The sequence below is a fragment of the Streptomyces sp. NPDC001536 genome (genome assembly GCF_042894505.1).
Classification (GTDB): Bacteria; Actinomycetota; Actinomycetes; order Streptomycetales; family Streptomycetaceae; genus Streptomyces.
Window position 1 is genome coordinate 107,901 of the sequence record NZ_JBIAVQ010000021.1, and the last position, 24,776, is coordinate 132,676.

28 protein-coding genes and 1 pseudogene are annotated in these 24,776 nt (G+C 67.6%); 17 read left to right on the forward strand and 12 right to left on the reverse strand.

All coding sequences use genetic code 11. The features are described from left to right. The first annotated feature begins 128 nt into the window (after nucleotides 1-128). From ACFY0U_RS40705 to ACFY0U_RS40730, 6 genes are all read left to right on the forward strand, one after another. Complete coding sequence (locus ACFY0U_RS40705) at nucleotides 129-905, forward strand: hypothetical protein (protein WP_388644908.1); 777 nt, start codon at nucleotides 129-131, stop codon at nucleotides 903-905. Between the two features lie 62 nt (nucleotides 906-967). Beyond that, nucleotides 968-1,354: a hypothetical protein gene (locus ACFY0U_RS40710; protein WP_388644910.1), complete on the forward strand. Its 387-nt coding sequence runs from the start codon at nucleotides 968-970 to the stop codon at nucleotides 1,352-1,354. Nucleotides 1,355-1,443: 89 nt separating this feature from the next. Continuing rightward, on the forward strand, nucleotides 1,444-1,929 hold the full coding sequence (locus ACFY0U_RS40715) for a hypothetical protein (RefSeq protein WP_388644912.1): 486 nt from the start codon (nucleotides 1,444-1,446) through the stop codon (nucleotides 1,927-1,929). Nucleotides 1,930-1,963: 34 nt separating this feature from the next. Further along, a complete protein-coding gene (locus ACFY0U_RS40720) occupies nucleotides 1,964-2,752 on the forward strand; it encodes a hypothetical protein (protein ID WP_388644913.1) in 789 nt (262 codons plus the stop codon). Nucleotides 2,753-2,824: 72 nt separating this feature from the next. Further along, complete coding sequence (locus tag ACFY0U_RS40725; protein ID WP_388644915.1) at nucleotides 2,825-3,799, forward strand: hypothetical protein; 975 nt, start codon at nucleotides 2,825-2,827, stop codon at nucleotides 3,797-3,799. 66 nt (nucleotides 3,800-3,865) lie between these two features. Then, complete coding sequence (locus ACFY0U_RS40730; RefSeq protein ID WP_388644917.1) at nucleotides 3,866-4,423, forward strand: hypothetical protein; 558 nt, start codon at nucleotides 3,866-3,868, stop codon at nucleotides 4,421-4,423. Between the two features lie 106 nt (nucleotides 4,424-4,529). On the opposite strand, the gene ACFY0U_RS40735 is transcribed toward ACFY0U_RS40730, so the two are convergent. From ACFY0U_RS40735 to ACFY0U_RS40750, 4 genes are all read right to left on the reverse strand, one after another. Next, the gene (locus ACFY0U_RS40735; protein ID WP_388644919.1) at nucleotides 4,530-5,102 is read right to left on the reverse strand and encodes a hypothetical protein; all 573 of its coding nucleotides are present in this window, start codon (nucleotides 5,100-5,102) and stop codon (nucleotides 4,530-4,532) included. Continuing rightward, nucleotides 5,099-6,295: an MAB_1171c family putative transporter gene (locus ACFY0U_RS40740; RefSeq protein WP_388644920.1), complete on the reverse strand. Its 1,197-nt coding sequence runs from the start codon at nucleotides 6,293-6,295 to the stop codon at nucleotides 5,099-5,101. The genes ACFY0U_RS40735 and ACFY0U_RS40740 overlap by 4 nt, the downstream gene beginning before the upstream one ends. 14 nt (nucleotides 6,296-6,309) lie before the next feature. Beyond that, nucleotides 6,310-6,870, reverse strand: a complete 561-nt coding sequence (locus ACFY0U_RS40745; protein WP_388644922.1) for a toxin — start codon at nucleotides 6,868-6,870, stop codon at nucleotides 6,310-6,312. 81 nt (nucleotides 6,871-6,951) lie between these two features. Further along, nucleotides 6,952-7,398, reverse strand: coding sequence for a hypothetical protein (locus ACFY0U_RS40750; RefSeq protein ID WP_388644924.1), 447 nt, complete (start codon nucleotides 7,396-7,398; stop codon nucleotides 6,952-6,954). Between the two features lie 513 nt (nucleotides 7,399-7,911). Between ACFY0U_RS40750 and ACFY0U_RS40755 the strand changes: the two genes are divergently transcribed. Then, nucleotides 7,912-8,184: a hypothetical protein gene (locus ACFY0U_RS40755; RefSeq protein ID WP_388644926.1), complete on the forward strand. Its 273-nt coding sequence runs from the start codon at nucleotides 7,912-7,914 to the stop codon at nucleotides 8,182-8,184. Between the two features lie 181 nt (nucleotides 8,185-8,365). Here the strand turns inward: ACFY0U_RS40755 and ACFY0U_RS40760 are convergent, their stop codons facing one another. The 3 genes from ACFY0U_RS40760 to ACFY0U_RS40770 all read right to left on the reverse strand — a co-directional run bounded on the left by ACFY0U_RS40760 (nucleotide 8,366) and on the right by ACFY0U_RS40770 (nucleotide 11,324). Next, nucleotides 8,366-8,881, reverse strand: coding sequence for a hypothetical protein (locus ACFY0U_RS40760; protein WP_388644928.1), 516 nt, complete (start codon nucleotides 8,879-8,881; stop codon nucleotides 8,366-8,368). A gap of 19 nt (nucleotides 8,882-8,900) precedes the next feature. Further along, a complete protein-coding gene (locus tag ACFY0U_RS40765) occupies nucleotides 8,901-9,557 on the reverse strand; it encodes a hypothetical protein (RefSeq protein ID WP_388644929.1) in 657 nt (218 codons plus the stop codon). 828 nt (nucleotides 9,558-10,385) lie between these two features. Continuing rightward, complete coding sequence (locus ACFY0U_RS40770) at nucleotides 10,386-11,324, reverse strand: LuxR C-terminal-related transcriptional regulator (RefSeq protein WP_388644931.1); 939 nt, start codon at nucleotides 11,322-11,324, stop codon at nucleotides 10,386-10,388. A gap of 359 nt (nucleotides 11,325-11,683) precedes the next feature. On the opposite strand from ACFY0U_RS40770, the gene ACFY0U_RS40775 reads away from it, so the two are divergent. After that, entirely contained in the window at nucleotides 11,684-11,923 is a 240-nt protein-coding gene (locus tag ACFY0U_RS40775; RefSeq protein WP_388644933.1) for a hypothetical protein, read from the forward strand. 35 nt (nucleotides 11,924-11,958) lie between these two features. On the opposite strand, the gene ACFY0U_RS40780 is transcribed toward ACFY0U_RS40775, so the two are convergent. After that, the gene (locus ACFY0U_RS40780; protein ID WP_388644935.1) at nucleotides 11,959-12,186 is read right to left on the reverse strand and encodes a hypothetical protein; all 228 of its coding nucleotides are present in this window, start codon (nucleotides 12,184-12,186) and stop codon (nucleotides 11,959-11,961) included. Between the two features lie 192 nt (nucleotides 12,187-12,378). Between ACFY0U_RS40780 and ACFY0U_RS40785 the strand changes: the two genes are divergently transcribed. From ACFY0U_RS40785 to ACFY0U_RS40795, 3 genes are read left to right on the forward strand one after another with little or no spacing between them, the layout of a single operon-like run. Then, nucleotides 12,379-13,110, forward strand: coding sequence for an RNA polymerase sigma factor (locus ACFY0U_RS40785; protein ID WP_388644936.1), 732 nt, complete (start codon nucleotides 12,379-12,381; stop codon nucleotides 13,108-13,110). Further along, nucleotides 13,094-13,477 carry a hypothetical protein gene (locus ACFY0U_RS40790; RefSeq protein WP_388644938.1) on the forward strand — a complete coding sequence of 128 codons (384 nt, stop codon included), beginning with the start codon at nucleotides 13,094-13,096 and terminating at the stop codon, nucleotides 13,475-13,477. The genes ACFY0U_RS40785 and ACFY0U_RS40790 overlap by 17 nt, the downstream gene beginning before the upstream one ends. Continuing rightward, a complete protein-coding gene (locus ACFY0U_RS40795) occupies nucleotides 13,474-15,249 on the forward strand; it encodes a hypothetical protein (protein WP_388644940.1) in 1,776 nt (591 codons plus the stop codon). Before ACFY0U_RS40790 ends, ACFY0U_RS40795 begins: the two co-directional genes overlap by 4 nt. A 21-nt stretch (nucleotides 15,250-15,270) precedes the next feature. Here the strand turns inward: ACFY0U_RS40795 and ACFY0U_RS40800 are convergent. The 4 genes and pseudogenes from ACFY0U_RS40800 to ACFY0U_RS40815 form a co-directional block, all read right to left on the reverse strand. Continuing rightward, nucleotides 15,271-15,690 (reverse strand): annotated as a pseudogene (locus ACFY0U_RS40800) (single-stranded DNA-binding protein); the annotation flags it as partial. 60 nt (nucleotides 15,691-15,750) lie between these two features. Continuing rightward, a complete protein-coding gene (locus tag ACFY0U_RS40805; protein ID WP_388644942.1) occupies nucleotides 15,751-16,671 on the reverse strand; it encodes a peptidoglycan-binding protein in 921 nt (306 codons plus the stop codon). A gap of 70 nt (nucleotides 16,672-16,741) precedes the next feature. Next, the gene (locus tag ACFY0U_RS40810) at nucleotides 16,742-17,323 is read right to left on the reverse strand and encodes a hypothetical protein (RefSeq protein WP_388644944.1); all 582 of its coding nucleotides are present in this window, start codon (nucleotides 17,321-17,323) and stop codon (nucleotides 16,742-16,744) included. A gap of 88 nt (nucleotides 17,324-17,411) precedes the next feature. Further along, nucleotides 17,412-18,029 (reverse strand): ParB N-terminal domain-containing protein, encoded by a 618-nt coding sequence (locus tag ACFY0U_RS40815; protein WP_388644945.1) that lies wholly within the window; start codon nucleotides 18,027-18,029, stop codon nucleotides 17,412-17,414. Between the two features lie 452 nt (nucleotides 18,030-18,481). On the opposite strand from ACFY0U_RS40815, the gene ACFY0U_RS40820 reads away from it, so the two are divergent. The 6 genes from ACFY0U_RS40820 to ACFY0U_RS40845 all read left to right on the forward strand — a co-directional run bounded on the left by ACFY0U_RS40820 (nucleotide 18,482) and on the right by ACFY0U_RS40845 (nucleotide 24,269). After that, complete coding sequence (locus tag ACFY0U_RS40820; protein WP_388644946.1) at nucleotides 18,482-19,045, forward strand: hypothetical protein; 564 nt, start codon at nucleotides 18,482-18,484, stop codon at nucleotides 19,043-19,045. Nucleotides 19,046-19,118: 73 nt separating this feature from the next. Then, nucleotides 19,119-19,406 carry a hypothetical protein gene (locus tag ACFY0U_RS40825; RefSeq protein WP_388644947.1) on the forward strand — a complete coding sequence of 96 codons (288 nt, stop codon included), beginning with the start codon at nucleotides 19,119-19,121 and terminating at the stop codon, nucleotides 19,404-19,406. After that, complete coding sequence (locus ACFY0U_RS40830) at nucleotides 19,403-20,452, forward strand: hypothetical protein (protein WP_388644949.1); 1,050 nt, start codon at nucleotides 19,403-19,405, stop codon at nucleotides 20,450-20,452. The genes ACFY0U_RS40825 and ACFY0U_RS40830 overlap by 4 nt, the downstream gene beginning before the upstream one ends. Before the next feature lie 32 nt (nucleotides 20,453-20,484). After that, nucleotides 20,485-21,288 (forward strand): ATP-binding protein, encoded by an 804-nt coding sequence (locus ACFY0U_RS40835; protein WP_388644950.1) that lies wholly within the window; start codon nucleotides 20,485-20,487, stop codon nucleotides 21,286-21,288. A 110-nt stretch (nucleotides 21,289-21,398) separates the two neighbouring features. After that, entirely contained in the window at nucleotides 21,399-22,355 is a 957-nt protein-coding gene (locus ACFY0U_RS40840) for a hypothetical protein (RefSeq protein WP_388644952.1), read from the forward strand. A 213-nt stretch (nucleotides 22,356-22,568) separates the two neighbouring features. After that, nucleotides 22,569-24,269 (forward strand): AAA family ATPase, encoded by a 1,701-nt coding sequence (locus ACFY0U_RS40845; RefSeq protein WP_388644953.1) that lies wholly within the window; start codon nucleotides 22,569-22,571, stop codon nucleotides 24,267-24,269. The last annotated feature ends 507 nt before the right edge of the window (nucleotides 24,270-24,776 follow it).

A 24,776-nucleotide genomic window follows, 5' to 3' on the forward strand; every position in this document is an offset into this window, starting at 1 on the left:
TCTGCGTTTCCAGGGGCGGGAATTGGTGCGCGTGACCCCCTGGACTCGATGCCGTTCGTACTGTAGGTTTTTCCACGTGAGGCGATCACAGCGAATCGCCGAGCACCACACACGACCAGGGAGTTTCCTTGTCTCTCATGACTGCGCGCCGCAACGCGTTCGCCGAGATGGTGACCGCCACGGCGAAGCTGCTGCCCGACTGGCAGACCTATGTACACCGTGGCGGAGATCCCGAAGCGCACTTCTCCGACGAGATCGGACGTGACGTTGAGGTGCGTATGGGGCCGGGCGGCACCACGACCGTCACCAACTGGCTCCCCGACGGTACGCAGCAGTCCCAGGAGCTGGCCGACAGCTCGCCCGAGACGCTCGTCGCGGCGATCGGCCGGGCCGCGCAGGAGTACGACGCGGCCGACCCCGCCCGCGAGTTCCTCGCCCGCGCTGTGACGGCTCTGCCTCTCCGGCATAGGGTCACGTGGCGCGACCGGACCGCGTATGTCCGCTGGTTGCATCCGGGCAACGGGCACGGCGAACTGTCGATCGGCCGCGGTGCCGTCGGCCAGAACGTGCGGGCCCTGGTGAGCCTGTACCACCGGTCCCTGCTGATGGAAACCGCCATCCCGATCGTGGTCGCAGCTACCGAGGGGCACCCCCGGGGAGAGGCGGAGGGAGCCGGGCGGGCCGCGCAGCCGCTGATCGACGCGGCGCCCGCCCTGTGGCTGTCCGAGACGCTACTGAACGAGGAGACGGACGCTGTCGAGCGTGCCGACCTGACCGTCGACGACGTGCACGTCAGCGTCACCAGCGCCTCCGCCGGGCGCCCCGTCGAGGTGAACGTCTCCATTACGACGTGGGTTGGCCTGGACCGGATCGTCGACGTTCTCGCCGCCACCCCGCGCCCGTAGCCGCACCCATTTCGCCGGGCGCGGCCCGTACGTCGCGCCCGGCCCTCCCCGAGAGGCACGTCATGCCCTCCACCATGACCGTCCCCACCACCGCCACGGCCGCCGAGATCGCCACCGCCGCGCTCGCCGAGTGGGGCATCACCGCGCACCTGGACGTTGAGTCCCTGATCGGGGGCCACAAGAACACCTGGCTGATCATCGGATCCGACCAGAGCGACGACTTCCCGGACATGCGCCGCCCGTACGTCGTGCTCTACGTCTACACCGACCCGAGCGACGAGATATGGGTGGACAAGCCCATCGAGAGCCGCTTCGACTCCTGGCACGTCGTCGTCGGCGACGGTACCGGCCCCTGCGGCGGCGAGCACACCGCCTTCACCGCGCGCACGCCCGGGATCGCCGAGGTCGCCGAGTTCATCGCGGGCTGGCTCACCGCCCCGCAGCCCTGACCCTTCCCCGATCCGCCGGCGGGGCCGCGACGCTACGCCGCCCCGCCGCGCACCATCCCGCCCACTTCAGCCATGAGGAGCAACCAGCCATGTCCAGCCGTGCCCGCGCCGCTTCCCTGCTCGCCACCGCCATGGACGTCGCCTACGCCGGCGACGACGAGATGACCATCGCCGTGCACAACACGAACGGCACCGTGTTCTCCGTCGTCGGCCACACCAGCGACGAGCCCCGCCACGCCGCGGACGTCCCCGAGAAGGACCCGCTCGACTTCGACCCGAAGGATCTGGCCGCGCTGCTGAACTACCTGGCCAGCCTCCTCGTCACGCCGATGCCGAAGGGCGCCATCTCCGTGCGTGTTCCCGATCCCGAGCGCGGCGGTCACCTCGTGTGGGCGTGGAGCCTTGCCACGTTCGCGCCTCTCCGCGCTGCCGACGTCGAGAAGGACTTCCCCGGCGTCGACGTGCCCTCCAGCCTCCGCGCCTACGGCTGCCTCACCGACCGGTCGACTCCCAACCCGCTCATGCCGCTCACGAACCGGGCCGTCGTCACCCTCATCCACCTCTCCCACAACTGACCTGCCCCACCACCCCGATCTGGAGCACACCATCATGACCACCGCCACCAGTGCCCGCCCGGTCACCGTGAAGACCGTCAAGGAGCCCACCACCTACCAGCGTCGGAAGATGTTCGAGGCGCTGACCGCCGACGACTTCCGACTCCCGGGGGACACCAACGGCCGTTCCCTGGACGTCATACTCGACGAGGAGTGGATCGCCGAGTACGCCGCTGACGGACGTCTGGCCGGGCCCGCCCGCCGGGCGGGGTACGAGGGCTTCACCCACTTCCGGCTCACCGTGAAGGGGCGTATGGCGCTGCTGACGCCGTCGAAGCGCCTCGCCCTGGAGTCCGCCGACGAACGCGGCCGCATCGCCCCCACCGTCGCCTGGCCCACGCTGGGCGCCCTGGAGTCCGAGGGGCTGATCGCCTACTTCACCGACCACGGACAGCAGGTCAAGGGCACGGGCACGCCGTACATCACCAACTTGGGTCGTCGCCTCATGGGCGGTCACCCCGTCGACGAGACTCCCGCGGCCGACAGCCTGATAGCCGCGCTCGCCGCGTGGGACATCCCGGCCGTCGTGGAGACCGACGAGGACGGCAACACGGCCGTCGTCTACCAGGCCGGCGGGATCCGCGCTGACTTCTACCGCTGCCTGCCGGGTGACCGGCACTCGGTGACGCACCCCGCATGGCTGCACGACTCGTCGTGGTACGGCTTCATCGACGACCACCGCGACTACCGGGAGTGCCACGTCCCCGAGGGCATCGGACTGGCCGCCGAGAACGCGTGGGTCGCCGAGGCCTTCGCCGAGTACCTGACCAGTCCCGCCGCCTGAAACACCCCTGCCCGGCCCGCCGCGCAGTTGCCCGGCGGGCCCTCAACTGCGAAGGCACACACGATGACGCGCATGTTCGCGAACTACGTCCGACCGTCCACCAGCGCCCCACTCACCCGGCTCATGGACACGACCCCGCTCACCTCCTGGTCGTGGGAGACGGGAAGCACCTGGAACCGGACGCACGACCTGGCACGCATGGGAGTCGGCGACGTCCTGCTGATCGGCACCGCCGTTCTTCCCGAGCGCCCGAACTTCACCCACCGTCCGAAGTACGAGCTGGTGCGCTTCGCGCGGGTCACCGGCATGGAGACGACGGACCGCGGGACCGATGTGCAACTGCACCAGACGCACTCGTTCACGAACACTGCACTCCATCTCGGGCCGGCCGTGAATCTGGCGATGGCGTCGTCCCGCAATGACGGCTGCACTCCGCACATCGTCGAGGTCGGCTTCGACATGGGGCTGCTCGTACCGGGCTGGAGGCAAGAGCAGCACCCGCTGCCCAACCGGCTGCGATTCTCCCGCCGGATCTATCTCGACCTGGAGTTCCTGCCGAAGTTCCCGGGCCTGCCCGGCACGGTGTCGATCGGGCTCCACGACGACGCGGGCCGCGACTACTACGCCGTCAACGCCGACATGGACGTTGCGTTCGTCCGCGAGCATCCGTTCCTCCGCGACCACGTGTGGCCGTACCTGCCGCTCACCGCGGACGGGGAGCTGGACCTGGCGCACGAGTCGGTGAAGACCGAGCACGAGATACGCCGGGACCTGATGGCGTACTTCGGCGCCGACAGGCGGACCGACAAGATCCTGTACGCCAACCACGGCGCCCAGGACGTCCTTCGACTTCACTCCTTCTGGGGCCACGACTGGAACCGGATGCCCGAAGTCATTCCGACCTGGGCCGAGGACTTGAAGGCGTTGCGGGTACGCGCCGGCAATCCGCCGATGCCGCAGCAGGAGAGCACAGAGCATCACGCGTTGGAGGACGCCCGGTACAACCGGGCGATGCACGAGGCGCTGATCGCGCTCGGCGCCGGGTGACCACCCCTGAACTCGCAGCCGGGCGGCGCCCGCCGTCCGGCGCCCCTGCACCACACGAGAGGAACCATGAGCACCGACTACACGGCTATTGCTGAGACCGTGGACCGCGCGGAACGGCTCGCTGAGGACGGCGCGACCGTCGGCGTGCGCATGCTGCTGCTGGAGGCCCGCGGGATGATCGACTCCGCCCTTCAGCAGGGCGAGCCGGGCCCGCAGTCCCAGCCAGACATTCCGCCGCTGCTCGCCGCGATGGTCGCGGGGTCCAAGAGGCTGTCGGACGATCTGACGCTGACCGGCCGCGACCTCCTGGAGGCCCGCGCCAAAGACGCTGCGCGTGAGGTGGCGCAACGCCTCGTGGGGGTGCTTCTGCCGGCAGACACCTCCGAGGAGCAGGCCAACCAGGTCGCCGACGAGATCGCGGCCCCGCTCGTCCAGTGGCTCCGGCAGTACCACCAGGCCAACGAGTACGTGGCCAATGGGCGCGACCACTTCGGTACACGGGTCGGCGTCGCCGAGCGGAAGCTGGAGCGCGTTCAGGAGCGGGCCACTTCATGGGAGCTGTCGGACAGCGCCGCGGAAGAGCTGCGGCGCATCCTGGCGTCCGAGGACGGTCGCACGGTCTGACCCCGCTGTCGGTGGGGTGCGGCAGAGTGAGCGGGGCGGAACCCTCTCAACTGGCTCCGCCCCGCTTTGAGTATCGACGGCTGAAGCGGACCTGTTTTCGACAGGCTTAGGCGAAAAGGAACGCTGCGGCGGTGGCGGCGCCGAGGGAGGCGCCGGCCACGGTCTGGGCGATCGTGTGGTAGGTCAGGGCGACCCGGGACCAGCACACGGCCGCAGTGAGGATGTACGCGAGCAGCCACCACGGGGTATGGACGACGGAGAGCAGCGCGGGCACGGCCGAGGCGACCGCGGCGTCCACGCTGATCTTCCAGAACTCGTTCACGGCCAGGAGGCCGACGGTCATCGTCCACAGAGCAAGCATCGCGACAAGGATCCCGGTCGGCGCGTGGCCCAGGACCATGACGAGGGAGCCGAGACCGAGCGACGCCAGGATGACGAGGAAGATCGGCATGCGCTTGGTGCGGTCGACGACGTGCCGGTCGCCCCAGGTTCCCCGCTTGCGTTCCCACTCGATGTAGGCCGCCGGGACGAGTCCTGCACAGACGGCTCCGAGGAGGCCCCAGGGGATGCCGGTCCAGTTCCCGGCGGCAGCGAGGCCGATGCCGAGCATCCCGACGAGGAGGACGTTGCGGGGCTGGAGTATGTCCGTGACGGTGCGGGCCGCGGTCGTGCTCGTCATGCCTGTACCCCGGCGGTGGCCAACAGGGAGTGGTCGACGTCGGTCTTCTTGTACGCCTTGGCGACGAGGCGGGCCCACGCGACTTCGCCGTCCTGGTCGACGGCTGCCTGCTGCTCGAACGCCGCGGCGGGCCCCTCGGGGACGCCCCGATCCTTCGCGACGAGAGCGGCCTTGATCCACTGTGCCTGTGCGGCCGGCCCCGACCCGGCGGTCTGCCGGGCGGCTTCCAGAAGGCCGTCGGGGACGTAGTGGCGGAGCTTCTCGATCGCATCGGCGATGTCGTGCAGCCACCGGTCGACCTGGAGGTTGGCGTCGATGTCGCGCCGGGTCAGTTCCTCGCGTCGGGACTGCGGAGCGTCCATCGGGATGCCGGGGAAGGCGAGCATCAGCTCTCGCCACATCGGGTAGATGCGTGCGAGCGCGAACCAGGAACGCATGCGGATGAGGCCCTGCTCAGTGGCGGGGATCGACACGCCGAGCGCGAAGAAGACGAACAGGAGTTGCTGCATCGCCTCGGTGCCGGAGTCGAAGTCGAAGGCGAACGCGTGGGTGGGCGGGTCGGCGAGCCAGTACCACATGGCGAACATCCGGCCGAAGGAGTACAGGACGCCGAGGATCATCGCGAAGGCCATCATGCCGAGGCCAGTGCGGAGCAGCTTGCGGTCCTCGCGGCGGAAGGCCAGCGCCCACTGGTAGAGGCAGATGGCGGACGCGGAGCCCAAGTAGATGTAGAAGACGGTCATGTAGGCCGTGGCGCCCCACTGGCCGGCGTGGTCAGCGACGAACTTGTCGCTCGGCTGCGTCCGGTCGACGATCGTGAAGAACATGATCGTCATCAGGGTGAAGGAGGCCAGGGCCGTCTTCGCGGTGACGAGTTGGATGAAGCGGGAGACGCGGACGGCGCGGGCCATTTCGCCGTTGGGGTCGAGCGGCCCGTACACGGCCACGATGTAGTACATGATCGCGAGGATCGCGCCGCCCGCCGAGTAGTGCTTCAGGATGACGGCCGCGTCGGTGATCTGACTGTGGTTGAGGACGTACCGGACGTATTCCGTCTTGGTCCACAGGGCTATGGCGAAGCCGAAGAAGCATCCCCATAGGGAGCGGCGCCTGGCGTCGGATCCACCGAGGATTCGCCAGATGGCGACAGCGGTCATCAGGACGGCTACGGCGTAGCCAGCTATCTCGAGCACGGTTGTCCTTGCGTCTACGAGCGGCGGAGCAGGGAGCGGATACGGCGGAGCAGGCCGCGGCCGCCGACCGGGTGGGAGAGCGTGTCGCCGAGCCGGCCGAGCATGTCATCGCTGGTGACGCTGCGCGCCATGTGCGGGACCATCGACGCGCCGAGCTCGGCGATCCTCTCCTCTTTGGTGTTGTAGTTCGCGCGGGCCTGGACGGTCGCGGCCGCGGGGACGACGCGTTCGACCAGGTCGGTGTCGAAGACGGGGACGAGTTCGCGGAGCGCCGCCGGGTCGAGGTTCGTGCCGTGCCGGAACCAGGAGTGCATGAGTTCGTGCAGCTTGACGTGCTCGGTCTGGTAATCGGTGGGCCGCCTGCGGTACAGCAGAATCTCGAACTCCGGGGTGGCGATCCTCAGCCCGCACGCGGTCTTCGTGGTGGCGAGGTGCTCGGGGATCTCGTGAAAGATGAGCGAGATCCCGCGCGCCTCCTCCATGTTCTTCCGGAGTTGCTCGACGGAGAACGGATGGGGGATGGGCAGGTCGGACAAGCCAGCTTCGCACTGCTCTTTCAGCTCGCGCAGGGACATCCGGACCTCATCGGTGAACCGCCCGTGGGGGGCAGGGGGCAGGAGAGCGGCGATTGTAGCCGCCGTGATCGAACACGCGATTCACTGCTCGCCCGGTTCTCCGGTGGCGGACGCTCGTCGCTGCTTCTCGTCGACGACCAGGTCCAGGGCGTACTGGAGCAGGCCGGGCACGAGACCGGCTTCGGTGATGCCACGGCCGGCGACGGCGGAGATGTTCCCTGCTCGTTTCTCGGCGAGGAACTGGAGTCCGGCGACGACCTCGGCCTCGACCTCGGACTCATCCTTGAAGTAGCGCCAGTCGACGCCGAAGCCGAGACCGAGCGCCTTGAGCGTGTCCTCGGTGACGACCGTGATCTTGCCGCTCAGGATGTTCGAGAACGTCGCGTTGGACAGGGAGCCGCCTTTGTCCTCGACGAGTTGGGCGAAGCGTCGGCCCGACATCCTCTCGTCGGGGAAGGTCTTCTCCAGGAGGTACTGAACCTTCTCCTGGAGAGTCAGTTCGGGCGTCGCCGCCCCGTCCGCGCTCATCCCCGTTCCCCCACTTCCTGCCGCACTGACTCCGCCTGAGCCGATTGCCCGTTTCCCCCGTGTTCGTGCTTGACCCAGGGAGTTGGATCAGCTTATCCGGCCCGAACGCTCAGCCGATTCACAGGTTGGGTCGGACAAACGGAGCAAAAACCATGGTGACCTGCACCGGCTTGCGTCCACACGGACCGTGACTGTTAAGTGTGATTAACAGTGCAAGGTCTCGCTGCCCCTCCGGGCCGCTTGGGGCGACCCTTGCCCCAGCTACATCCGGGGGGATACGTGATCATTCCGCACCAGCAACACAGCGGCCGAGTACGCGTTGCCGACCTGCCCACCGCGCGGGAACTTGAGCATTCGGTACCAGGCAGCGGCCAGACTCCCGGGCTTTCTCCCATCGTGCGCCGTGCACGGTTCGTATTCACCGCCGGCGCGGACAGCGCCAGGGCCTGCGCAGACCAAGTCCGAGAGGTCATGGACTTGCTCCTCCCGGAGCTGGACCCCGCGGACTCCCTCGTGGACTGGGCCGCGGTCACGGCCGGCGAATTCGTCGCGCACCTGCTCCACGCGGTGGAGGGAAAAATCACGTGCGAGGTGCGCCTCGACGGTGAGCACTTGTACGTGTCCGTGGAAGCCGTCGACCGGTGCGGGGGCACCTGCGCGGTCTCGCGCGGCCGGCCGCTCGTCGACCTGATCAGCGCTGATGCGGGTTCGTACCTGATCGGCGACGGCAGGCGCGTGCTGTGGGCCGCGGCCGAAATCATCCCCATCAGCCTCTCCGCAGCATGACTCCGATGGCAAGATCCGATATGGCGCCGCTGCTGCCTGAGATGTAGGCTGATGCCGAAACCTAGACACATTGAGGCCCCCTCTTCGGAGGGGGCCTCAATGGTTCAGCGGGTCCTGTCAGGACTTGCTACACATTGAGGCCCCCTCTTCGGAGGGGGCCTCAATGGTTCAGCGGGTCCTGTCAGGACTTGCGGCGAGTTCGCCGCCGCGCTGCCGAGAGCTGGAGCACATCCGCTGAGTCTCCGCCGGACGCCTTCTCTGCAGCCGGATCCGAAGGCGTCTTCGTACGGCCTAGGCGCTTCGCCTTCTTCTCCAGTTCGGCCAGCTCGACGGCCTCGTCATACCGTTCCTGGTAGTCGTCGACGTCGAGCCGGCTTTCGTCCTCCAGGTCCCCGATGCCTTCCAGGTGTTCAGCGACCGTCCTGCCGCCGCTGATCATCGGGTTGAGGAGATAGACGCCCTTGGTCTGTCGTTCGACAAAGCGCGCGTGAATGAGGGCCTGGAGCCCGCGCCCCGCCAGGGAACGGTGCACTCGAAGAGCCTGGGCAAGATCCTCTTCTGTGCCCAGCCAGCGCCCCCCCGGCTCCTGTGTTCCCAGCAGCTGGAAGAGCACGCGGTAGGCGATCCCGGGCATCGCCGGCATGTAGGCGAACCCGTTGTAGGTGCCGTACGTCAGCTCTGGCGGCTCGGGATCCACAGACGCTGCTGACCTCATCTCATGCCTCCGGGTTCTCCTGCACGCCCTTGCGTCGACGGGTCCCCGTGGGGTCGGGAAGCCTCGCGCCTGAGCGGGCCATGTTCTTGAATGCCTCGGGGACGTTGTCGTCACCCAGCAACTCGTTCAAGAGACTCAGTTGCTCTACCTGGACCTTGACCTGCTTCTTGGCCGAACCGCGGACCGGCTTGTCGACGATCTTGAAGCCGCCCCGGAGAGTGGCAGCAGGCTGGAGTTGAATCGTCCCCTTCTTGGGGGAATACGCCAGACCGAGGCGCTTCAGCTTGCTCTGCGCTCGCGACACCTGCGCGGGGTCCATCTCCAACGCTTCCGCGATCTCGGTCTGCTTCAGCTCCACATGCCCGCCGACTTCCTGACTTCCCATCAGGTAGAGCAGGACGCACAGCGTGACGTTGTCGTCCCGGAAGTACCGGGCAGCCCATCGGAGGAACTCCAGGCTGTCCTGGGCGAAGTACTTTCCGATGAAGTCGCCGGCGGTGACGGGCGGTTGAACGTGTGCAGAGTGGCCCGGGGGGAGCTCATAGAGGTTCTTCCGCGGACCGAGGGCGCCAGCGTAGGGACTCCTCGAACTTGGCGCACGCCGAGGAGGTGATGAACCGGGCGACCGGCGAGGGTCACCCTGTGGCTGGGCTGACATGACGTTACGTGCTCCTCAAGATCGAAACCTAGACGTGGAGCACAGTAGTGATTGCGCAGATAGATAGCAACGACGCGACCTATGTGCGCGTTGGGCGTGTCCTCCATGACTCTGGAGTCAACTCGGAACATGGTCGCGACATTGCGCAGATAGGTCGCAATCCCTCAAGTGGAATCTGTGTGCTTAGACAAGCACCGCCCACCGATCTTGCCCCCCCAGTCATGATCATTTAGCTACAAGGGGCCTCTGACCTGCGACGATCTACGCCCGGTACAACTCTAAACGTGCGGGTCTGCTGTGGCCGGTGTTGTCGACGGTGAGGCTCGGTAAGTGTGCGCGGGTCCAAGCCCGCACCAACCGCCGGTGGTACCAGGGGCCTTCGCCGGCCCCTGGACCCCGCTCCCCCCGGCACTCGCCAGCGCGCATCCGTATCGTCGTGGCGCGCACCGTACGCGCTGGCGAGTGCCGGGGCCCTGCGTTGTCACCCGCGGCATCCATTCCTACCCGGTGCTCTCGTTGCTGCCCGTCTTCGACCTCAGCCACCGAAAGTCAGCCACAACGATGGGAGCAGCAGAAGGAGCAGGCGCGCGTATGTCTCCAGCAACCACTTTCTGGGAGCAACCACGCTTTCTTCTTGGGGTCTGCACTACGGGGAAGGTGCAGGCCGGGGTAGTTCTGGCTGAAGGCGGTCGACCCGGGATTGAGGCGTTTACGCCGAAATCGGGTGCGGGTCCAGCGCCGCAGCGCTGGCTGGGGGTCCGGGGGCGAGGAGCCCCTGGTATCGCGCAGGGCGCGATGTGCCAGAGCAGTCGTCGAGGCAGAAGACGTTCAAGAACGCCTGGAGTCAAGCAAGTTGAGGGGAGCCTCGCCGTCCTTGAGCTCAAGAGCCGAAGAGTTCTCCTCTGCAGTCGCCCACCAGTGGACAAGCTGATAGGTGGTCTTGAGCCCGAGCCGGTTCTTGAGGTCGGTGAGATGGTTGGAGAGGGTCTTGTCGCTGATCTGGAGTCGGTTGGCGATCTGCTTTTGATCACGGCCGGCGACCATCTCTCGGAGGATCGACCGCTGGATGGCGTTGGTGACGTTGCGGGATTGGTCCAGGGGTTCTGACCAGGGGTCGGCCCTATCCCAGTAGAGGTCGTAGATCATGCACAACCACTCGACGATGGGGCGGTCTGTTACGTACCAGCCGGAGTGTGGTGGGGAGCCTTCGACGATCAGGTCCTCAATGAAGGCGTGCCTCCGGTCGACAATGATCATTCGGGGGAACGGGATGTAGAGCGTGCGTACGGCTGCGCCCTTTTTGGCCATCTCCTGCATCCACTTCGGCTCGTGGATGCCGACCCGGGCGCTGTACGGGTAGAGGGTGCGCATCTTGCACCCGCGTTCGAGCATGGCTATGTCCCGGGACATAGCCATGGTGAGGAGGCTTTCCGACCGCCTACTGGGTTGTGCGGTGAGGAGTTCTTCCGTCGCACCGGCCATGATCTTGTCGATCTGGGCATTGATCTGGTCGGGGTTGTCGAAGTACTCGCTGCCCACACCGTCGCGCCACTTGCCGCGGTCGTGTTCGATGGTGAGGGCTTCGGTGATCTTCGGTACGGCGGCAAGTCGGCCGAGGATGCCGGTGACTTCGTTGATGCCCTTCCACAGGAGGTTGTGGGCGGTCTGCTGGGGGTCGAGGAGGATCCAGTGGCCCGGCTTGTATGTATTGGGCACAACTGCCTGGAGTGCTACGAGCTCTTGGAGGCCGGGGTCGTCGTCGGCCATCGGCTCGTCGTCAGCGACCCGGGTGAGGGCACGCAGGGCCTGCGCGGAAAGACCCTCGTTGTCCTTTTCTGTTGCACTCTCAGATGGTTCAGACACAGTTGCGCCTTCGGGAATCGGAATTACGGCTTTCGGTAACCGGTTGCTGCTTGCACTTGCCTTTGGCAACGTTCAGCGTGGCCGTATTGATCCTGGTCAGCGGATCCCAGTGCGAATCCCGTCGGCGCAGCCAGACAACGTGCTGCAGCGGAGATTGATCTTGCACGGGCCCGGGTCAGCCGAGTCTCGTACAAGGGGCTGACGTCGACCTGGGAGCGGGCGCGGCGGCTGTCCATGCGCAAGCTGAAAGGGAACCACCGCACATGTCCACGATCCGTAAGAAGCTGTGCACGATCACATCGTCTCTGCTTCTCGCCTGCTCCCTCGCCCTGGTTGGGGCGACGGTCGCGAACTCTGCACACTCCGGCCACAACGAGGCCGACTCCTGGTGGGGGACTACCCAGGTAGTCGCGGAGGGCGAGGAAGCAGCGCCCCAGGAAGTTGTCGTCGAGGTCGGCGCCGAACCGGACGCCGTCCCGCTTCGCGACTCCGCGTGGGGCTGACGGCACGTCACGGGGCGGGTGAGCGGCCTGAGTAATCAGGTCGCCACCTTCCTCGGGGGGCGCATCACCTGGTTGGTCGTGGTGTTGGTCACCAACTGGCCTCGACGGTGAAGGCTTCGAACAACCGACTGGATGTAACCCGGGTCAGGGTCGACGCCGGCCTTGGCGACCACCTCCACGACATCGTCGTGGGAGAGCCAGGACCCTTGTGGCATCCGGGACAGGATGAAGCGCGCAGCCGGCCTCGGCTTCGGCGTAGGCATGCAGGACTCCTTGTATGTGGCGGGGCCGGTCGCTGTGCGCCCCCGACTGATTGGCCTGATCCACGAAAGCGTACAGTACGGATGGATCGGAACAGAAAGTTCCGTTCGCTTCGCGCTGGATCTGAGCCGTGATCTATCGCAAGATGCCATTGAGGCAAACAGGCGTTCGAATTACTCGGGGGGCGATACGGGGTGCAGACGGGAGCGCCGAGCGCGCGAGCTGTAGAGGACATCACGACGGAGGTCGAACGACTTGTCCTCGTGATGCTCAACAACGACGACGACCGGACCGTCGACGCCGCATACAGACAGCTCTACCGCCTCACCTTGCCCAGACTCACCACATGGCTCGCACGCCGAGAATCGAACGAACACGTCCGCGAAGAACTCCTTCAGGAGATCTGGTTCAAGGCCCTGCGCCATCTGTACGCCGACCGGTACATCCCTCGGCAGAACGGCAGCTTCCTCGCATGGCTGTTCAGCATCGCTGGGAGCGTGCACACCGACTACCTGCGCCGTTGCAAGGTCCGAGCCAACGACCACCTCACCGCAGACATGCTCATGCTGGACCGGGCCAGTGAACAGATGGGACCCGAAGACGCGGCAGAAGCACGGCACATCGCCGAAGGCGTCGCGACCCTGCTCGCAACCCTCCCGCAGGGGCAGCAGGATGTCTTGAAGTTGCGCTTTTTCGAGGGGCTTTCCACAGGTGAGACGGCTACAAAGCTAGGCAAGAGGGAAGGTAATATCCGGACATTGCAACACCGCGGACTGTCGAAACTCGCGGCAGCGATTCCCTCGCCATCGTCAGGGAAGCCTGTTGTCGAGTACCTTCTGACGGTCGCCGCTGGAGTTCACCGCCGCTCCAGCCCGGGGGAGACGAACACATTGAGGGAGATCGTCGAGCATGCTCGTACCCGCTAGCGCCGCCACACGATTGGCGCGAGTCCTGGACGGTGACGCTCCCGCCCCCCACGACGAGCCGACCCTCCGCTCCATCCTTGCCGCGGCCGCCCTCGCGCCAGCCCCCGGCATATCCTCGGCGGCCGCCGACCGAGTTGAGAACACCTCGGTCGCCGAGCTCCGCCGCCTCCGCGCCAACCGCCGTATGGCGTCCGCCAACGCCGGCAGCCGCGACGGCCTCGCTCCGGGCGGCACCGCCCTCGTCATCACGACGCCGGACGGTCGTACGGTGCGCGCCGTCTCGTCGATCGACAGTCTCGACGAGACGAGCGTCCTCGACGACATCGAGCTGTCCAAGCTGGACGAGCGCACGCAAGGCCACATGTGAACGACGCCGCCGAGATCGATCCGGCTGCGGGCATTCGAGTAAAGGTCACCGACCTCAAGTCCTCCGCTGACGCCCTCTTCTTCGAAGAGGAAGACGGCCAGCCCGTTCTCCTGATCCGCCGCAAGCAGTCCTTCGGGTCCGCAGTTGAGAGCGTCCGCGACGCCATGGAGATCCCCGAGGACCGAGCACGGGACATCGTCCGGGTGCACCACCCGGAAGCCGCCGAGTGGGGCGAGCAGGACCCCGCCGCACTGATCGCCGTCCCCACCGAGCTTCCCGCCCGCAAGTCGTCAGCAGACCAGGACGGTCGTCCGGCCCGTCACCTTCGGCTACTGCCCCGTTGGACGGTCACCGCGATCGCCGCGGTGGCCGCCCTCGGGGCTGGCTACAGCATGGCGGGCCAACAGCAGGCAGCCACGCACTCCACTCCCGGCGCGACCGACGGAATCGAACTGGCCGACGCCCAGCCGTACGCGTCCGCAGCCTTCAAGGCATTCGCCACCGACGGCGAGATGGCGTGCACACCCACCGGGCCGCTCGAAGCCAAGTGCGTCGACATCGACGGCAAGGTCATGTACTCCGAGGCCTCCGTCGGTTCTGACTGGACGCAGTTCAACTTCACCTACGACGAGGGCGACAACCGGATCGGCCTGCGCGTGTTCTCCAACGAGGCCGCCGCTCAACTGTGGGTACAGGAAGACGGGTCACGGGAGAGCGTCCACAACCTCGTGCGCCACGGCCGCTATGCCCTGTGGGGCAGCGACAAGGCCCGCCTGCGCGAGTACCTCGCCCTCCTCCAGGACCAGGACGAGCCGAACAGTGCTCTTGCCCCGCAGGCCACCGGCCGTCACGCCGGCCAGGCTGAACACGTCACCACAGCCGCGGTAAAGCAGGCTCAACTAAAGCCGCACAAGGCGAAGCACGCCAAGACCAAGAAGAAGACCACCGCCCAGCCCAACGCGGCCACGCCGACGGCGATCACGACAGGGAACCCGACGATCGGGTACGCATCCCCCACGACGGCGCAGGTGAGCCCGATGCCGCGCCGCTTGGCCGTGCTCGCCCTCGGCACGCTGGGCATCGACCCTGCGAACCCGCCCACCTTGGAGAAGGCGACCACGCCCCAGGACATGGGCGCCCTCGTCGCCGTCAGCATCGTCATGGGCGTCGACCCAGCGGACACGGGCGTACCCGTAGGAGAACTGCCGATCCTGCCCCAGCCCAATACGGCGGAAACGGTCCTCGCGGAGCGGACCACGAACTTCAGCGACGACCGGCAGACAGCCGCGTTCCCGACCGAGGCTGCCCCGAAGTCCACGGGGACGGTCGAGACGGCGTCGCCCTCTGTGACCCTGCCGACGACGTCCACCGACCAGACGCAGAAGCCGACAGGGGAGGAAGCCTCGACGACGCCCGAGACACCCCAGCCGGAGACCCCGACCGTCACGGTGCCGGAGGACTCGATCGAGACCGCAACACCCACTACCGAGCCAACTCCCTCCTCCGAGGTGCCCGCCGAGGAGACACCCGGCTCCACACCCGAGGTCGTGGACACGGAGCCGGCGCCCCCGGCGGAGGAGCCGGTCCTCGAGGACCCGTCCGCTGACACGGACGACCAGGCCGTCGACGAGGACCAGGCCGTCGACGTCCAGGACGACGCCGTGGAGACCCCGGCCGAAGACGAGACCACCCCCGCGCCGGTTGAAGAACCGGACACGGGGGCGGAGTTGGTGGCCATCCCGGACGCCTGGCGCGCAGACCAAGCCGCGTAAGTACTAGAACGGCGGGTCGGCCCCGCCCTCCCCGGTACTCCACTGGTCGCCGCGGGCCGGGCCGCTCGACGCCGCTCGGCTGGTCTTGGTGACCTTCGCCGTGGCGTTCGACAGGGCCGGGCCGACCTCGTCGACGTCCAGCTCGAACACCGTACGCTTGACGCCCTCACGGTCCTCGTACGATCGCTGCTTCAGTCGGCCCTGCACGATGGCGCGCATGCCTCGCTGGAGCGACTCGGCGACGTTCTCCGCCGCCTGACGCCAGACCGAGCAGGTCAGGAACAGGCTCTCGCCGTCCTTCCACTCGCTGGTCTGCCGGTCGAAGGTGCGGGGGGTGGACGCGATACGGAACTTCGCGACCGCGGTACCGGACGGGGTGAAGCGCAGCTCGGGGTCGTCGACCAGGTTGCCGACGACCGTGATGGCGGTCTCGCCTGCCACGGAGGAACCTTTCAAGGGGGAGGGCAGCCGGCCCGCGGGGAGCGAACCGGCCGGGGCGGGTCAGGAGAAGAGCAACTTCCAGGTGAGCGGGCCGGGCAGTCCGTCCGCGTCGCCCTTCAGCTCGGCGCGGGACAGCTGGAAGGCACGGACGTTCAGGCGGTCTGCCTCGCCCCATGTCTGCGACGGGCCGACGCGGTAGTGCTTGCCGAAGCCCTTCGCGACCAGGCGGGCGCCGAGCTGCTTGACGTACTTGTTCTTCTTGCCGGGGCCGAACTTGTCCCGGCCGGGGAACGCCGGCGCGGTCGGCTTGGGCTTCGCTGTGGTGGTCGAGCCGCCGCCGGTCGACGACTTACCGACGAGGGCCTTCGCCTTGGCCAGGATCTTGGCGAACGGGATGTTCCCGGGATCCCCGTGCACGTTCTCGGGGGCGTGGAGGTGCCCGCAGATGCCCTTGAAGGCGTTCCACTCGGAGAACGTCATGCGCGCGCTGGTCGCGCCGTACGAGGAGGGGTAGGCCGGCCATTCCGACGGCCCGGACAGCGGGATGCCCATGTTGGTGTGCATCCACGCGATGAGCTCAGCGAGCGCGTCGTAGGCCCACTCCGGCGCGTCCGGCCAGTAGACGTAGTCCTCCCCGGCCTTCAGCCCGTTCCACGACGTCTTGTGCTTCGGGTCGCAGGTGCCGACCAACTCCAGCTGGATGACGTTGTTGGTGTTCGTCTCCACGCCGCCCGCCTTGTTGACCAGGGCGCGCGCGGAGCGGTTCAGCGCGAAGTGCTGGTAGACGTCGAACGCCTTCTTCGCGAAATTCGGCTTCGCCGTCAGGTTCGGCGCGGACGCGCCGTTGCTGTACGAGACGACGGTCGTCCCCTCGGTGGTGTGCAGGGCGAGCACGTTGGGGTCCATCAGATCGCCCTCGTACGTGTCGCCGTACCAGTGCGATCCGCGGATCGAGCCCGGGTACAGGGTGGTCGAGGTCATGGTGCTTCCTCCGGTGCAGGTGAGCAGGGAGGGAGCACCGTGACGGGCGCCAAGGGTTAGCGTCGCGCGCTCACCCGACGATGTCGGCGTCCACGACGTCGTCGTCCGCCGACTCGATCTCAGGCGGGTACTCGACGGCATGCAGGGTGACGGCCAGGCGCTGCGCGAGGCCTTCGAGGTCCGCTTCCACCTGCTCTTCACCGTCGTCTTCGGGGGCGAGCTGCGCGTCCAGGCCGTAGCCCTCGACGTAGTCGGCTCCGTGCTGGTGCGTGAGGTACCAGGCAGAGGCCTTCCAATCGGGCACCTGCCGCTTGAGGGTCGTCTCCTCGACGATCTGGCCGGTGACCGCGTCACGGAACTTGCGAGTGACCTCTTCCAGGACGGCGCCACCGGCCCCGGCACGCTGAATCTGGGCCATGGCGCGAGCGGCCGCCTGGGCGCGGGCGTGCGTCACCCTGTCGAACAGATCGACGTACGCGACTTCGCTCGCTTCCGGCCGCTGGCCTGCACTGATGGCCAGGGCCTGGTCGCGGCCGCGGGCGAGCCAGTAGGTCAGGGTCCGGCGCGAGATCGCGGCGAACTCGGCCGCGTTGCCCAGGGACAGGCCCATGCGGCTCGCTTCCACAAGCCGGTCGGTGACCGTGTCGGTCATCAGGCGCGGACGCACCATGACTGCGGGGATGCGAGGCGGCCGGCGCGGCTTTCGACGGGGCATGGCAGGAACGTACGAACCGGTAGGCCTACTGTCCGGGCGTGAACAGCTCCCCGCAGGCGGGGCAGCACACGGTGCGGGCCCGGTCGTTGTCGCCGCTGTCAGTGAAGTCGCCGTCCGCACCGCCGAGGTCCTGGAGGTCGTCGGCATCCGGCGATCCGCCGGGCAGGGACTCGGGGTCGACCTGCCGCAGGAGCTGCTCCATCTCGTCGTCGCTGTAGTTCAGCGAGTCGAAGAGGGCGGCATCACCAGTTGCGAGTTCTTCGAGGTACTCGGCCAGCGACCGCGAGTCCCAACCGCCGCCTTCCGGAATGCGGTTGAGCTTGATGATCACGGCCTTCGCTTCGAGGTCGTCGCGCGAGGCCCAACCGCGCTGAACGGGGACGAGCCATCCGCCGTCGTCATCGATGAGCAGCCCGTCGGGGAGCCGGGAACCGCGGGCCTGCATCTCGATCAGGGACTCGCGCCGTCCGTGTCCGCTGATGATGCGGCCGGTGCGCTCGTCGACGATGGACTGGTCGAGGAATCCGTGCGTCTCGATCGACTCGATGATCCGCTCGATCTCGTGGCGCTTGGGGTTGCCGGGGCTGGGCGTGAGGTCCGTGAGCGGGACGTACGACGTGTAGCGCGGCGCGGTGATGCCCATGGGACCCCTCGGTGAAGCGGTGGAGGTTTCCCCGGCGGCAGTGACACGGTCAGCGAGCCCGCGGACTTCTACCGCGGCGCCCCGGTGTCTCGCTGGACAGGGCATGCCGTCATGGCCGGACCGTGTCGTGCCGCCGGGCCGGGCCGGCCTGTTTCCGGAAAGGCCGAACCGGAGTCACCCGGTGCTGTGCGTGTGCACGGCGCGCAGTCGTGGCGACCGCGGCGGACCGTAGGGGGGCCATGGGTTTGTGTCGCGCGCTCCCAGTGATCGACTTCTCTACGTCCGTACTGTATGTTTTTCTCATTCAAGCCAACGGCGATTCAGTCGCCGGGGACTGGTGTAACGAATGCGATGCCTGCCGCGTATGAAGGGCTGTCATCGCAGCACCGGGCCATGGGCACCACCTCACCCTTACACCCCGGGACACAGCGAACCCGGGGGGAAGGACACACATGAGCCAGGACAGCACGACTCCCGAGGGCGTCGAAACCGGCGACCTCGACCGCGACGCGCTGCTGCTGAAGTTCATCAAGGAACTCGTCGACGCTCGATACACGCAGATCGTGGACGCGGCCGACGCCATCCAGCTCACGACCTACGCCGAGAGCGGCAAGAATCTGACGAACGAGCCGCGGTTCCAGGGAATGCCGCTCGGCACACGCACCGTTGCGAGGCCCAAGCCGAAGCTCGGCGTCTCCGACGTCACGGCGTTCGAATCGTGGGCAGCGAGCGGCGGTCACGGGGAGTGGACGTTCGTCGTCGACGACGGGTGGAAGAAGTCCGTCCTCCGCTACGCCAAGTGGGACGAGAAAGCCGGGCAGGCAGTCACCAGGGGCGGAGAGATCATCCCGGGCGTGACACTCGTCCCGGCCCCGCCGCCGTCCAGTGTCAGGCAGACGGTCAACGCGGAGACCTTCGCTGTGCTTGAAGAAATGCTGCGCAAGGGCGAGTTCACCGCCGACTTGAGGGCACTGGCTCCCGCTCCCGAGGGTGAGGACGAGGACGAAGCCGCGTAGTCCAGGCCATCGCCCCCCTCACACTTCGGCGGCCCAGCACTCCAGGGCCGGGCCGCCCCGCCCAAGGAACACGATGAGCGCCATCACGATCCCGCCCGCCGTCCGAACCCGCCTCCGTGACGCGCAACTCCCGTCCCACGCCTGGCTCGTCGCCGTTCACCTCCTCGTCGACACCGACGAGAGCGGCTGGCGAACCTGCGAGGCTCTCGCCTCCGACACCCTCATGACCACCCACCAGATCCGCCAGTCGGCCCGCGCGCTGGACGAGGCCGGACTGATCGAACGCGCCCGCCGCTTCGCCAAGGTCGACGGCCGGAAGACCACCCTGACGTCGTACCGGCTCAAGGACGGCACCCGATGACCGCCGCTACCACCGACTCGCTGCAGGAACTCGAAGAACTCGGTCCAGAGCTTGAGATCCTGGCCGGTCGCATGCCCGACGTGCAGTTCACCCAGGTCCCCAACTGGGTGTTCCTCGCCGACGGCATTAAGCCGCAGGCACAGGCGCTCTACGTGCACCTCGTGATGCACCTGAACCGCGAACGCGGCGACAAGCAGGTCTGGCCGTCACAGAAGGCCCTGGCCGCCCGACTTGGTCTCAACCGCGTCCAGTCCCTCACCCCTTACTTCAAGCAGCTAGAAGAGCTCGGCGCGCTCGACATGCAGATCACCCGGTACCAGAGCGGCATGCGACAGCGGTATGTCTACACCGTCCACCTTGTCCCGCCGGACGGCTACGACGGCCCCCTCAACCAAGCGGAGTGGTACGCGGCCCACAACGCGACCACCCCCTCCAAGAAGACAGCCAGGGCCGTATCACCCACAGCCGACGCACCACCGGCCACCACCGAGCCCCAGCAGGATGCGGCGGCCGCCGATGACGCGGCCCCAGCCACCGAAGCGGCCCCCACCGCGCGGAAGCCGCGGAAGAGGGGAGAGAAGACGGCCGAAGAGAAGGCCCTCGACGACAAGGCGACGAGGGGCGCCGAGTGGTGGTGGGGCGCGCGGAAGACGCAGGCCAACCCGAACCCGAATCCGGGCCGCCTCACCGAACTCGTCGAACTGAAGAAGATCGCGCCGTACGTCGGCAACAAGAGCAGCGCCTACCACGCCACCCGCACGCTGATCCTGAACGCTCTCAAGGCCGGATACGACTCCGGGACCATCGCCACCGCGCTGGAGAACGGCGGCCGCGCCTTCCCCTCCAGGCAGCAGTTCGAAGACGCATGCGCCCGCGCCGCCGGCGTCGACGTCGACCGAGCCCGAAAGGGCGGCGCGCGGGCCCCGTACGACGACGAAGCCACCTGGGGCGCCCTCAAGCAGCAGAAGGCCGGTGCATCCTCGGTGCCCAAGGCCCCCGTCGACGACGACGAGTTCGGACTTCGTGACCTCGCCGACAGTGCATGACCACCGACCACGCGTCTTCCAGGAGCAACGACGTGACCGTCACCATCGACGCCCCCACCGCCCGCGGCGGCCCCGCCGCAGTCGGCTCCGACCTGGGTTGGATCATGCGAGGGCTGCGAGAGAGGAACCTCGACAACCCGGCCAACCTCCCTCCGGAAGACGAGAAGTCCTCCCACCCGAGCATGGACGAGGGCTACGCCGAGGTCCGCCGTCAGGCTTGGCTCAACTCCCTCCGCCTGGCCGACCACGTCGACTACGCCGAGTGGACCCTCGACCGACTCGACGATGACCAGCACCCCGAGCGTCTGCGGAACTGGGTCACCGCTGCGTCCCTGGCCAAGGTGAGGAAGGTCAGACCGAAAGCCCTGAACGGCATTGCGTACGGCAACACCGGCTCCGGCAAGACCACCGCCATCGTGGCCGCCGGCCGCTACGCCGTCGAACGAGGCCTCCGCGCCCGCTACTTGAAGCACACCCACTACCTGCAATGGCTGCGCCCCAACGGCGCTCCCGCCGGGTACACGGACAAGGAGATCGTCAGGCTCTTCACCGACTGCGATCTCCTGGTGCTCGATGAAGTGTGCGGAGAGATGGACAACGCCAGCGACTGGGTGCGGGAAAAGTCCGCCGATCTCGTCGACGCCCGCTACGCGGCCGGCCGCCCCACCCTGTGCTCGACGAACCTCACGAGCCAGCGCATCGGCCAGATCATGGGATCCCGCTTCGTCTCCCGTCTTGCCGGAGGCGCGAGCCTCTTCGAGATCGTGGGCGACGACCGACGCAACCCGGTGAGCTGGGGAGACGAATCCGGCTCGTCTGGCCCCACCTGGGGCTGAACGAGTAGCCTCCGTACGACCGGGCGGACCAAGGTCATTCTGTTCTAAGGTGTCTGTCGACTCCGGGAGTCACAGCGAGCCCCCGGAGCAACACCGAGAAGGAGTGATCCGTGGCGTCCGCACAGGCCAGTCCCACCGTCACCATCGGCGAGCGCCGTGCCAAGAAGTGGAACGACAACCAGCAGCGAGCTCTGTTCTACGCGTCGCTCGGCCTGATGCTGGCCTCCATCACCTCCATTCAGTGGGCCTGCAGCATCATCGGGTTCCCGACCGCGGCTGCGTGGCTCGTCGCCGTGTCCTTCGAACTGCTCGTCGCGATCATCGGCGACGCCGCGTCGTCCACCCGGCGCACCAACAAGGACGGCTCGAAGGGCGGCTACTACGGCAGCCTGTGGGCGATCTTCACCTTCATGCTCCTGCTGGCCATGACCGCGAACGTCGGGCACGCCGTCTTCACCATGGGCGAGGCCTTCACTGCGGGGAACATGCCGGAGTTCCTCACGGACTACCAGGGCGAAGTCATGGGACTCGGCGCCGCGTTCGCGGCCGCGGTACCGCTCGGCGGCACGTTCGGATTTCACGTGAGCGGCTTCCTCCGCAAGTACGGCGCGGGAGCCGACTGGATAGACGAGGACGGCACCAAGCCGACCACCGCGGCCGCGGACGAGCCTCGCGGCCGTCGGCGCAGGACGTCCGTCCCGGCCCCGGCTACGGCACAGACCCGGCGTCCCACGGTCAGCGCCACGGTGCCGAACCCTGAGCCCAAGAAGTCCGTCCCGCCCGTCGACGAGGACCAGGAGCACAGCCCGTCCCCCGACAAGGCGCCCAACTCTGCTGTGCTCAGCGAGGAAGAGGTCTACGAGCTACTCAAGGGCGCGCTCGATGCGGGAGACGACGACCGCCTGAAGCCGGAGGGCGACCTGAACGCAACAAGTATCGGGCGGATGATCGGCTTGCATCGGGCCCAGGGGTCCCGGATGCGGAAGCGGCTCATCAGCCGCTACCTGGCCGAGGCCGACAACAACAGCGTTCCCGAGTGGGTCGTAGAGATCACGAAGGGTTCCTGAACACGGCTTGTACCGGCGGCCCGTCTCCTCGCAGCAGGAGGCGGGCCGCTGCGTTTCCTGGCCTCTTCTGGCGCATCAGACCCACCATTTTGGGCTACAATAGAAAAACCTACAGTTCGAACGTCGGGGGAGAGGTTAACCCCCAACGCCCTGCACCATCGCCCGGTCACAGCGAAGCCAGGCGATGCACACGCCAAGATCAGGGAAGGCGCAATGGCCCCCACCACCGCACCCGCACCTCCGACACGCCTGAACACCAGAAAGCCCACCGGCCGTATCGACTGGCCGCTGGTCGTTGCGGCCGGGGCTGAGAAGACCGGCAAGTCCCACTTGTGCGCGGAGTTCGCCAACTCGGACCTGATCGGCCGACTCATCTGGATCCCCATCGGTGAGAGCGACGTCGACAGCTTCGGTCAGATCGCCGACTTCGACATCGCCGACGAACATGACGGCACCTACCGAGGGATCCTCAACACGGTCCGCGCGGCCGTCGCCGAACCGCGTACCGATCCCAACAAGCCCAACGCCATCGTCCTCGACTCCGGCACCATCCTGTGGGAGCTCCTCCAGGACGAGGCCGACCTCATCGCCCGCAGCCGGGCAGCCGAGAAGGCCGCGAAGTACAAAAGGCCCGGCCCCAGCGCCGACGACGACGTCGTCATCGGACACGGCCTCTGGAACCGGGCCAAGGACCGGTGGCGCCACGTCATAAACGCCCTGCGCAGGCACGACGGGCCGGTCATCATCTGCTGCCGACTGGACGAGGTCACCGAGTTCGACGCCCAGGGCAACCCCACCCGCAACCGGACGTGGAAGGTGAAGTCCGAGCGCAGTCTGCCGTACGACGCGACCGTGGTCCTTCAACTCCGGTCCTACCGCCGCCCCACCCTCACCGCCGTGCGCTCCCTCGTCATGCAACTTGCGCCCGACGAGGAACGCGCCCGCCCCGGCCTGACGCTTGACGGCCTCATGCGCGAGCTCGGCATGGAACGGAACATCAGCACGCCGCCCACCCCGTTCATCGCCCTGCAGCCGGAGGCGGGCCTGGACGAGTTCGAGCGGGAAGCCGAACTGCGGGTGGCGGCCAACGCGGCAGCCGCCGAGATGCGCCGCCACTCGGCAGAGGGCACGCTTCCTACCCCGCAGGACGTGACCGAGAACATCACCAGGGCACTCCGAGACCCGAACGATCCCATCGCCGCTCTCCTGATGGTGCGCACGGCCTACACCGCGGCGGTTCTCCAGCAAGTCATCATTCCGACCAGGCAGTGGGGCGAGACCGATGCCGACACGGCGATCACCCGCCTGAGGGCCGACCTCAGCCGTACGGCGAACGCCAACCGCGACGGCACCCCCGTCGTCCCGCCTCAGCGGCAAGCCAGCGCGGCCACCCCGAATTCCCCGTCGCCCGGCCGAGATGAGGGCGAGGACAGTCCGGGCGGAGAGGAGAAGAACGGCGAGCAGCACCTTGCCGTCCCGCAGCAGGGTGCCAACGGTTCGGGCAGCCCGACGCCACCCACCGGCCCCGCCCCGGGCGAGAACGAGGCGCCTCCACCCGTGGATCAGGGCAGGAGGACGGCGGCCGTGCCACGGAGGAAGACCCGACAGGAGACGCAGGCCGAGCGCGTACGGGAAGCGGTCGACAAGGAAGCCGGCTACCAGGCCCGCGTGTTGTCCGTCGGGCTGCACGAGCACCTGGCCGATCTCCTCCCGGCGAGCGGAGACGTTGAGGACATCAACACCTACGACCTCACCGAGTTCGTGAAGAGCGCACGCCCTAGCGTGCTGGAAGCCCTCGTGACCGCAGGAGAGGCTGCCACCATCAGCGCCTACGCGCAGGTCCCGGATGGGCCCTGCATGAGCATCGACGAAGTCTTCGACAACTGCCAGATGCTCAAGAGCACCCCCTCCTGACGACGTGACGGGTGACGTGACGCGCGGCCCACGCCTCCACAAGGCTCTGCCGCGCGCACGCCAATCCTCCCCGCGTCACGTCACGTCACCCGATCCGCACGCCCCCGGCGTGTGCTTGGCGACACCACCCCTTCGAACGCACGCGTGCACGCGACTACTTCGCCAGTCACACACAGCGACACGGGAGCGTGCGGGCCGCCGTGCACGCACGCCCGGGTACACGCTCCCGCGCACGTCCCCGCACGCGCCGCTGCCCCTGCTCGCAGCTCGCCGCACGCCAACCGCGCACACCCGAACACCGTATTCCGCACGCGCATGCCGATCACGGCGCACGCCCGCACGGTCGGCTCCCGCACGCCCGCGCGCAGCCCCGCACGCGCACGGAGTCGTGCGCACGCCCCAACGACTCCGACGCCCCGCCCCGCGTGCGCACACCCGCACGCAGCCGGTGAACTGCGAAGACGTCCGCGTGCACGTCCAAGCGCGGGCGTGCGGGGCCGTCGTGCA

What these genes read in the sequence shown, in the direction of transcription:
- ACFY0U_RS40790 (WP_388644938.1), top strand. Translation starts at nt 13,094, where the DNA reads ATGCTCGTACCCGCTAGCGCCGCCACACGATTGGCGCGAGTCCTGGAC.
- ACFY0U_RS40745 (WP_388644922.1), bottom strand. Translation starts at nt 6,870, where the DNA reads ATGTCCCTGCGCGAGCTGAAAGAGCAGTGCGAAGCTGGCTTGTCCGAC.
- ACFY0U_RS40815 (WP_388644945.1), bottom strand. Translation starts at nt 18,029, where the DNA reads ATGGGCATCACCGCGCCGCGCTACACGTCGTACGTCCCGCTCACGGAC.
- ACFY0U_RS40845 (WP_388644953.1), top strand. Translation starts at nt 22,569, where the DNA reads ATGGCCCCCACCACCGCACCCGCACCTCCGACACGCCTGAACACCAGA.
- ACFY0U_RS40820 (WP_388644946.1), top strand. Translation starts at nt 18,482, where the DNA reads ATGAGCCAGGACAGCACGACTCCCGAGGGCGTCGAAACCGGCGACCTC.
- ACFY0U_RS40770 (WP_388644931.1), bottom strand. Translation starts at nt 11,324, where the DNA reads ATGGCCGACGACGACCCCGGCCTCCAAGAGCTCGTAGCACTCCAGGCA.
- ACFY0U_RS40710 (WP_388644910.1), top strand. Translation starts at nt 968, where the DNA reads ATGCCCTCCACCATGACCGTCCCCACCACCGCCACGGCCGCCGAGATC.
- ACFY0U_RS40725 (WP_388644915.1), top strand. Translation starts at nt 2,825, where the DNA reads ATGTTCGCGAACTACGTCCGACCGTCCACCAGCGCCCCACTCACCCGG.
- ACFY0U_RS40730 (WP_388644917.1), top strand. Translation starts at nt 3,866, where the DNA reads ATGAGCACCGACTACACGGCTATTGCTGAGACCGTGGACCGCGCGGAA.
- ACFY0U_RS40720 (WP_388644913.1), top strand. Translation starts at nt 1,964, where the DNA reads ATGACCACCGCCACCAGTGCCCGCCCGGTCACCGTGAAGACCGTCAAG.
- ACFY0U_RS40825 (WP_388644947.1), top strand. Translation starts at nt 19,119, where the DNA reads ATGAGCGCCATCACGATCCCGCCCGCCGTCCGAACCCGCCTCCGTGAC.
- ACFY0U_RS40830 (WP_388644949.1), top strand. Translation starts at nt 19,403, where the DNA reads ATGACCGCCGCTACCACCGACTCGCTGCAGGAACTCGAAGAACTCGGT.
- ACFY0U_RS40715 (WP_388644912.1), top strand. Translation starts at nt 1,444, where the DNA reads ATGTCCAGCCGTGCCCGCGCCGCTTCCCTGCTCGCCACCGCCATGGAC.
- ACFY0U_RS40780 (WP_388644935.1), bottom strand. Translation starts at nt 12,186, where the DNA reads ATGCCTACGCCGAAGCCGAGGCCGGCTGCGCGCTTCATCCTGTCCCGG.
- ACFY0U_RS40765 (WP_388644929.1), bottom strand. Translation starts at nt 9,557, where the DNA reads ATGTCAGCCCAGCCACAGGGTGACCCTCGCCGGTCGCCCGGTTCATCA.
- ACFY0U_RS40750 (WP_388644924.1), bottom strand. Translation starts at nt 7,398, where the DNA reads ATGAGCGCGGACGGGGCGGCGACGCCCGAACTGACTCTCCAGGAGAAG.
- ACFY0U_RS40775 (WP_388644933.1), top strand. Translation starts at nt 11,684, where the DNA reads ATGTCCACGATCCGTAAGAAGCTGTGCACGATCACATCGTCTCTGCTT.
- ACFY0U_RS40735 (WP_388644919.1), bottom strand. Translation starts at nt 5,102, where the DNA reads ATGACGAGCACGACCGCGGCCCGCACCGTCACGGACATACTCCAGCCC.
- ACFY0U_RS40810 (WP_388644944.1), bottom strand. Translation starts at nt 17,323, where the DNA reads ATGACCGACACGGTCACCGACCGGCTTGTGGAAGCGAGCCGCATGGGC.
- ACFY0U_RS40805 (WP_388644942.1), bottom strand. Translation starts at nt 16,671, where the DNA reads ATGACCTCGACCACCCTGTACCCGGGCTCGATCCGCGGATCGCACTGG.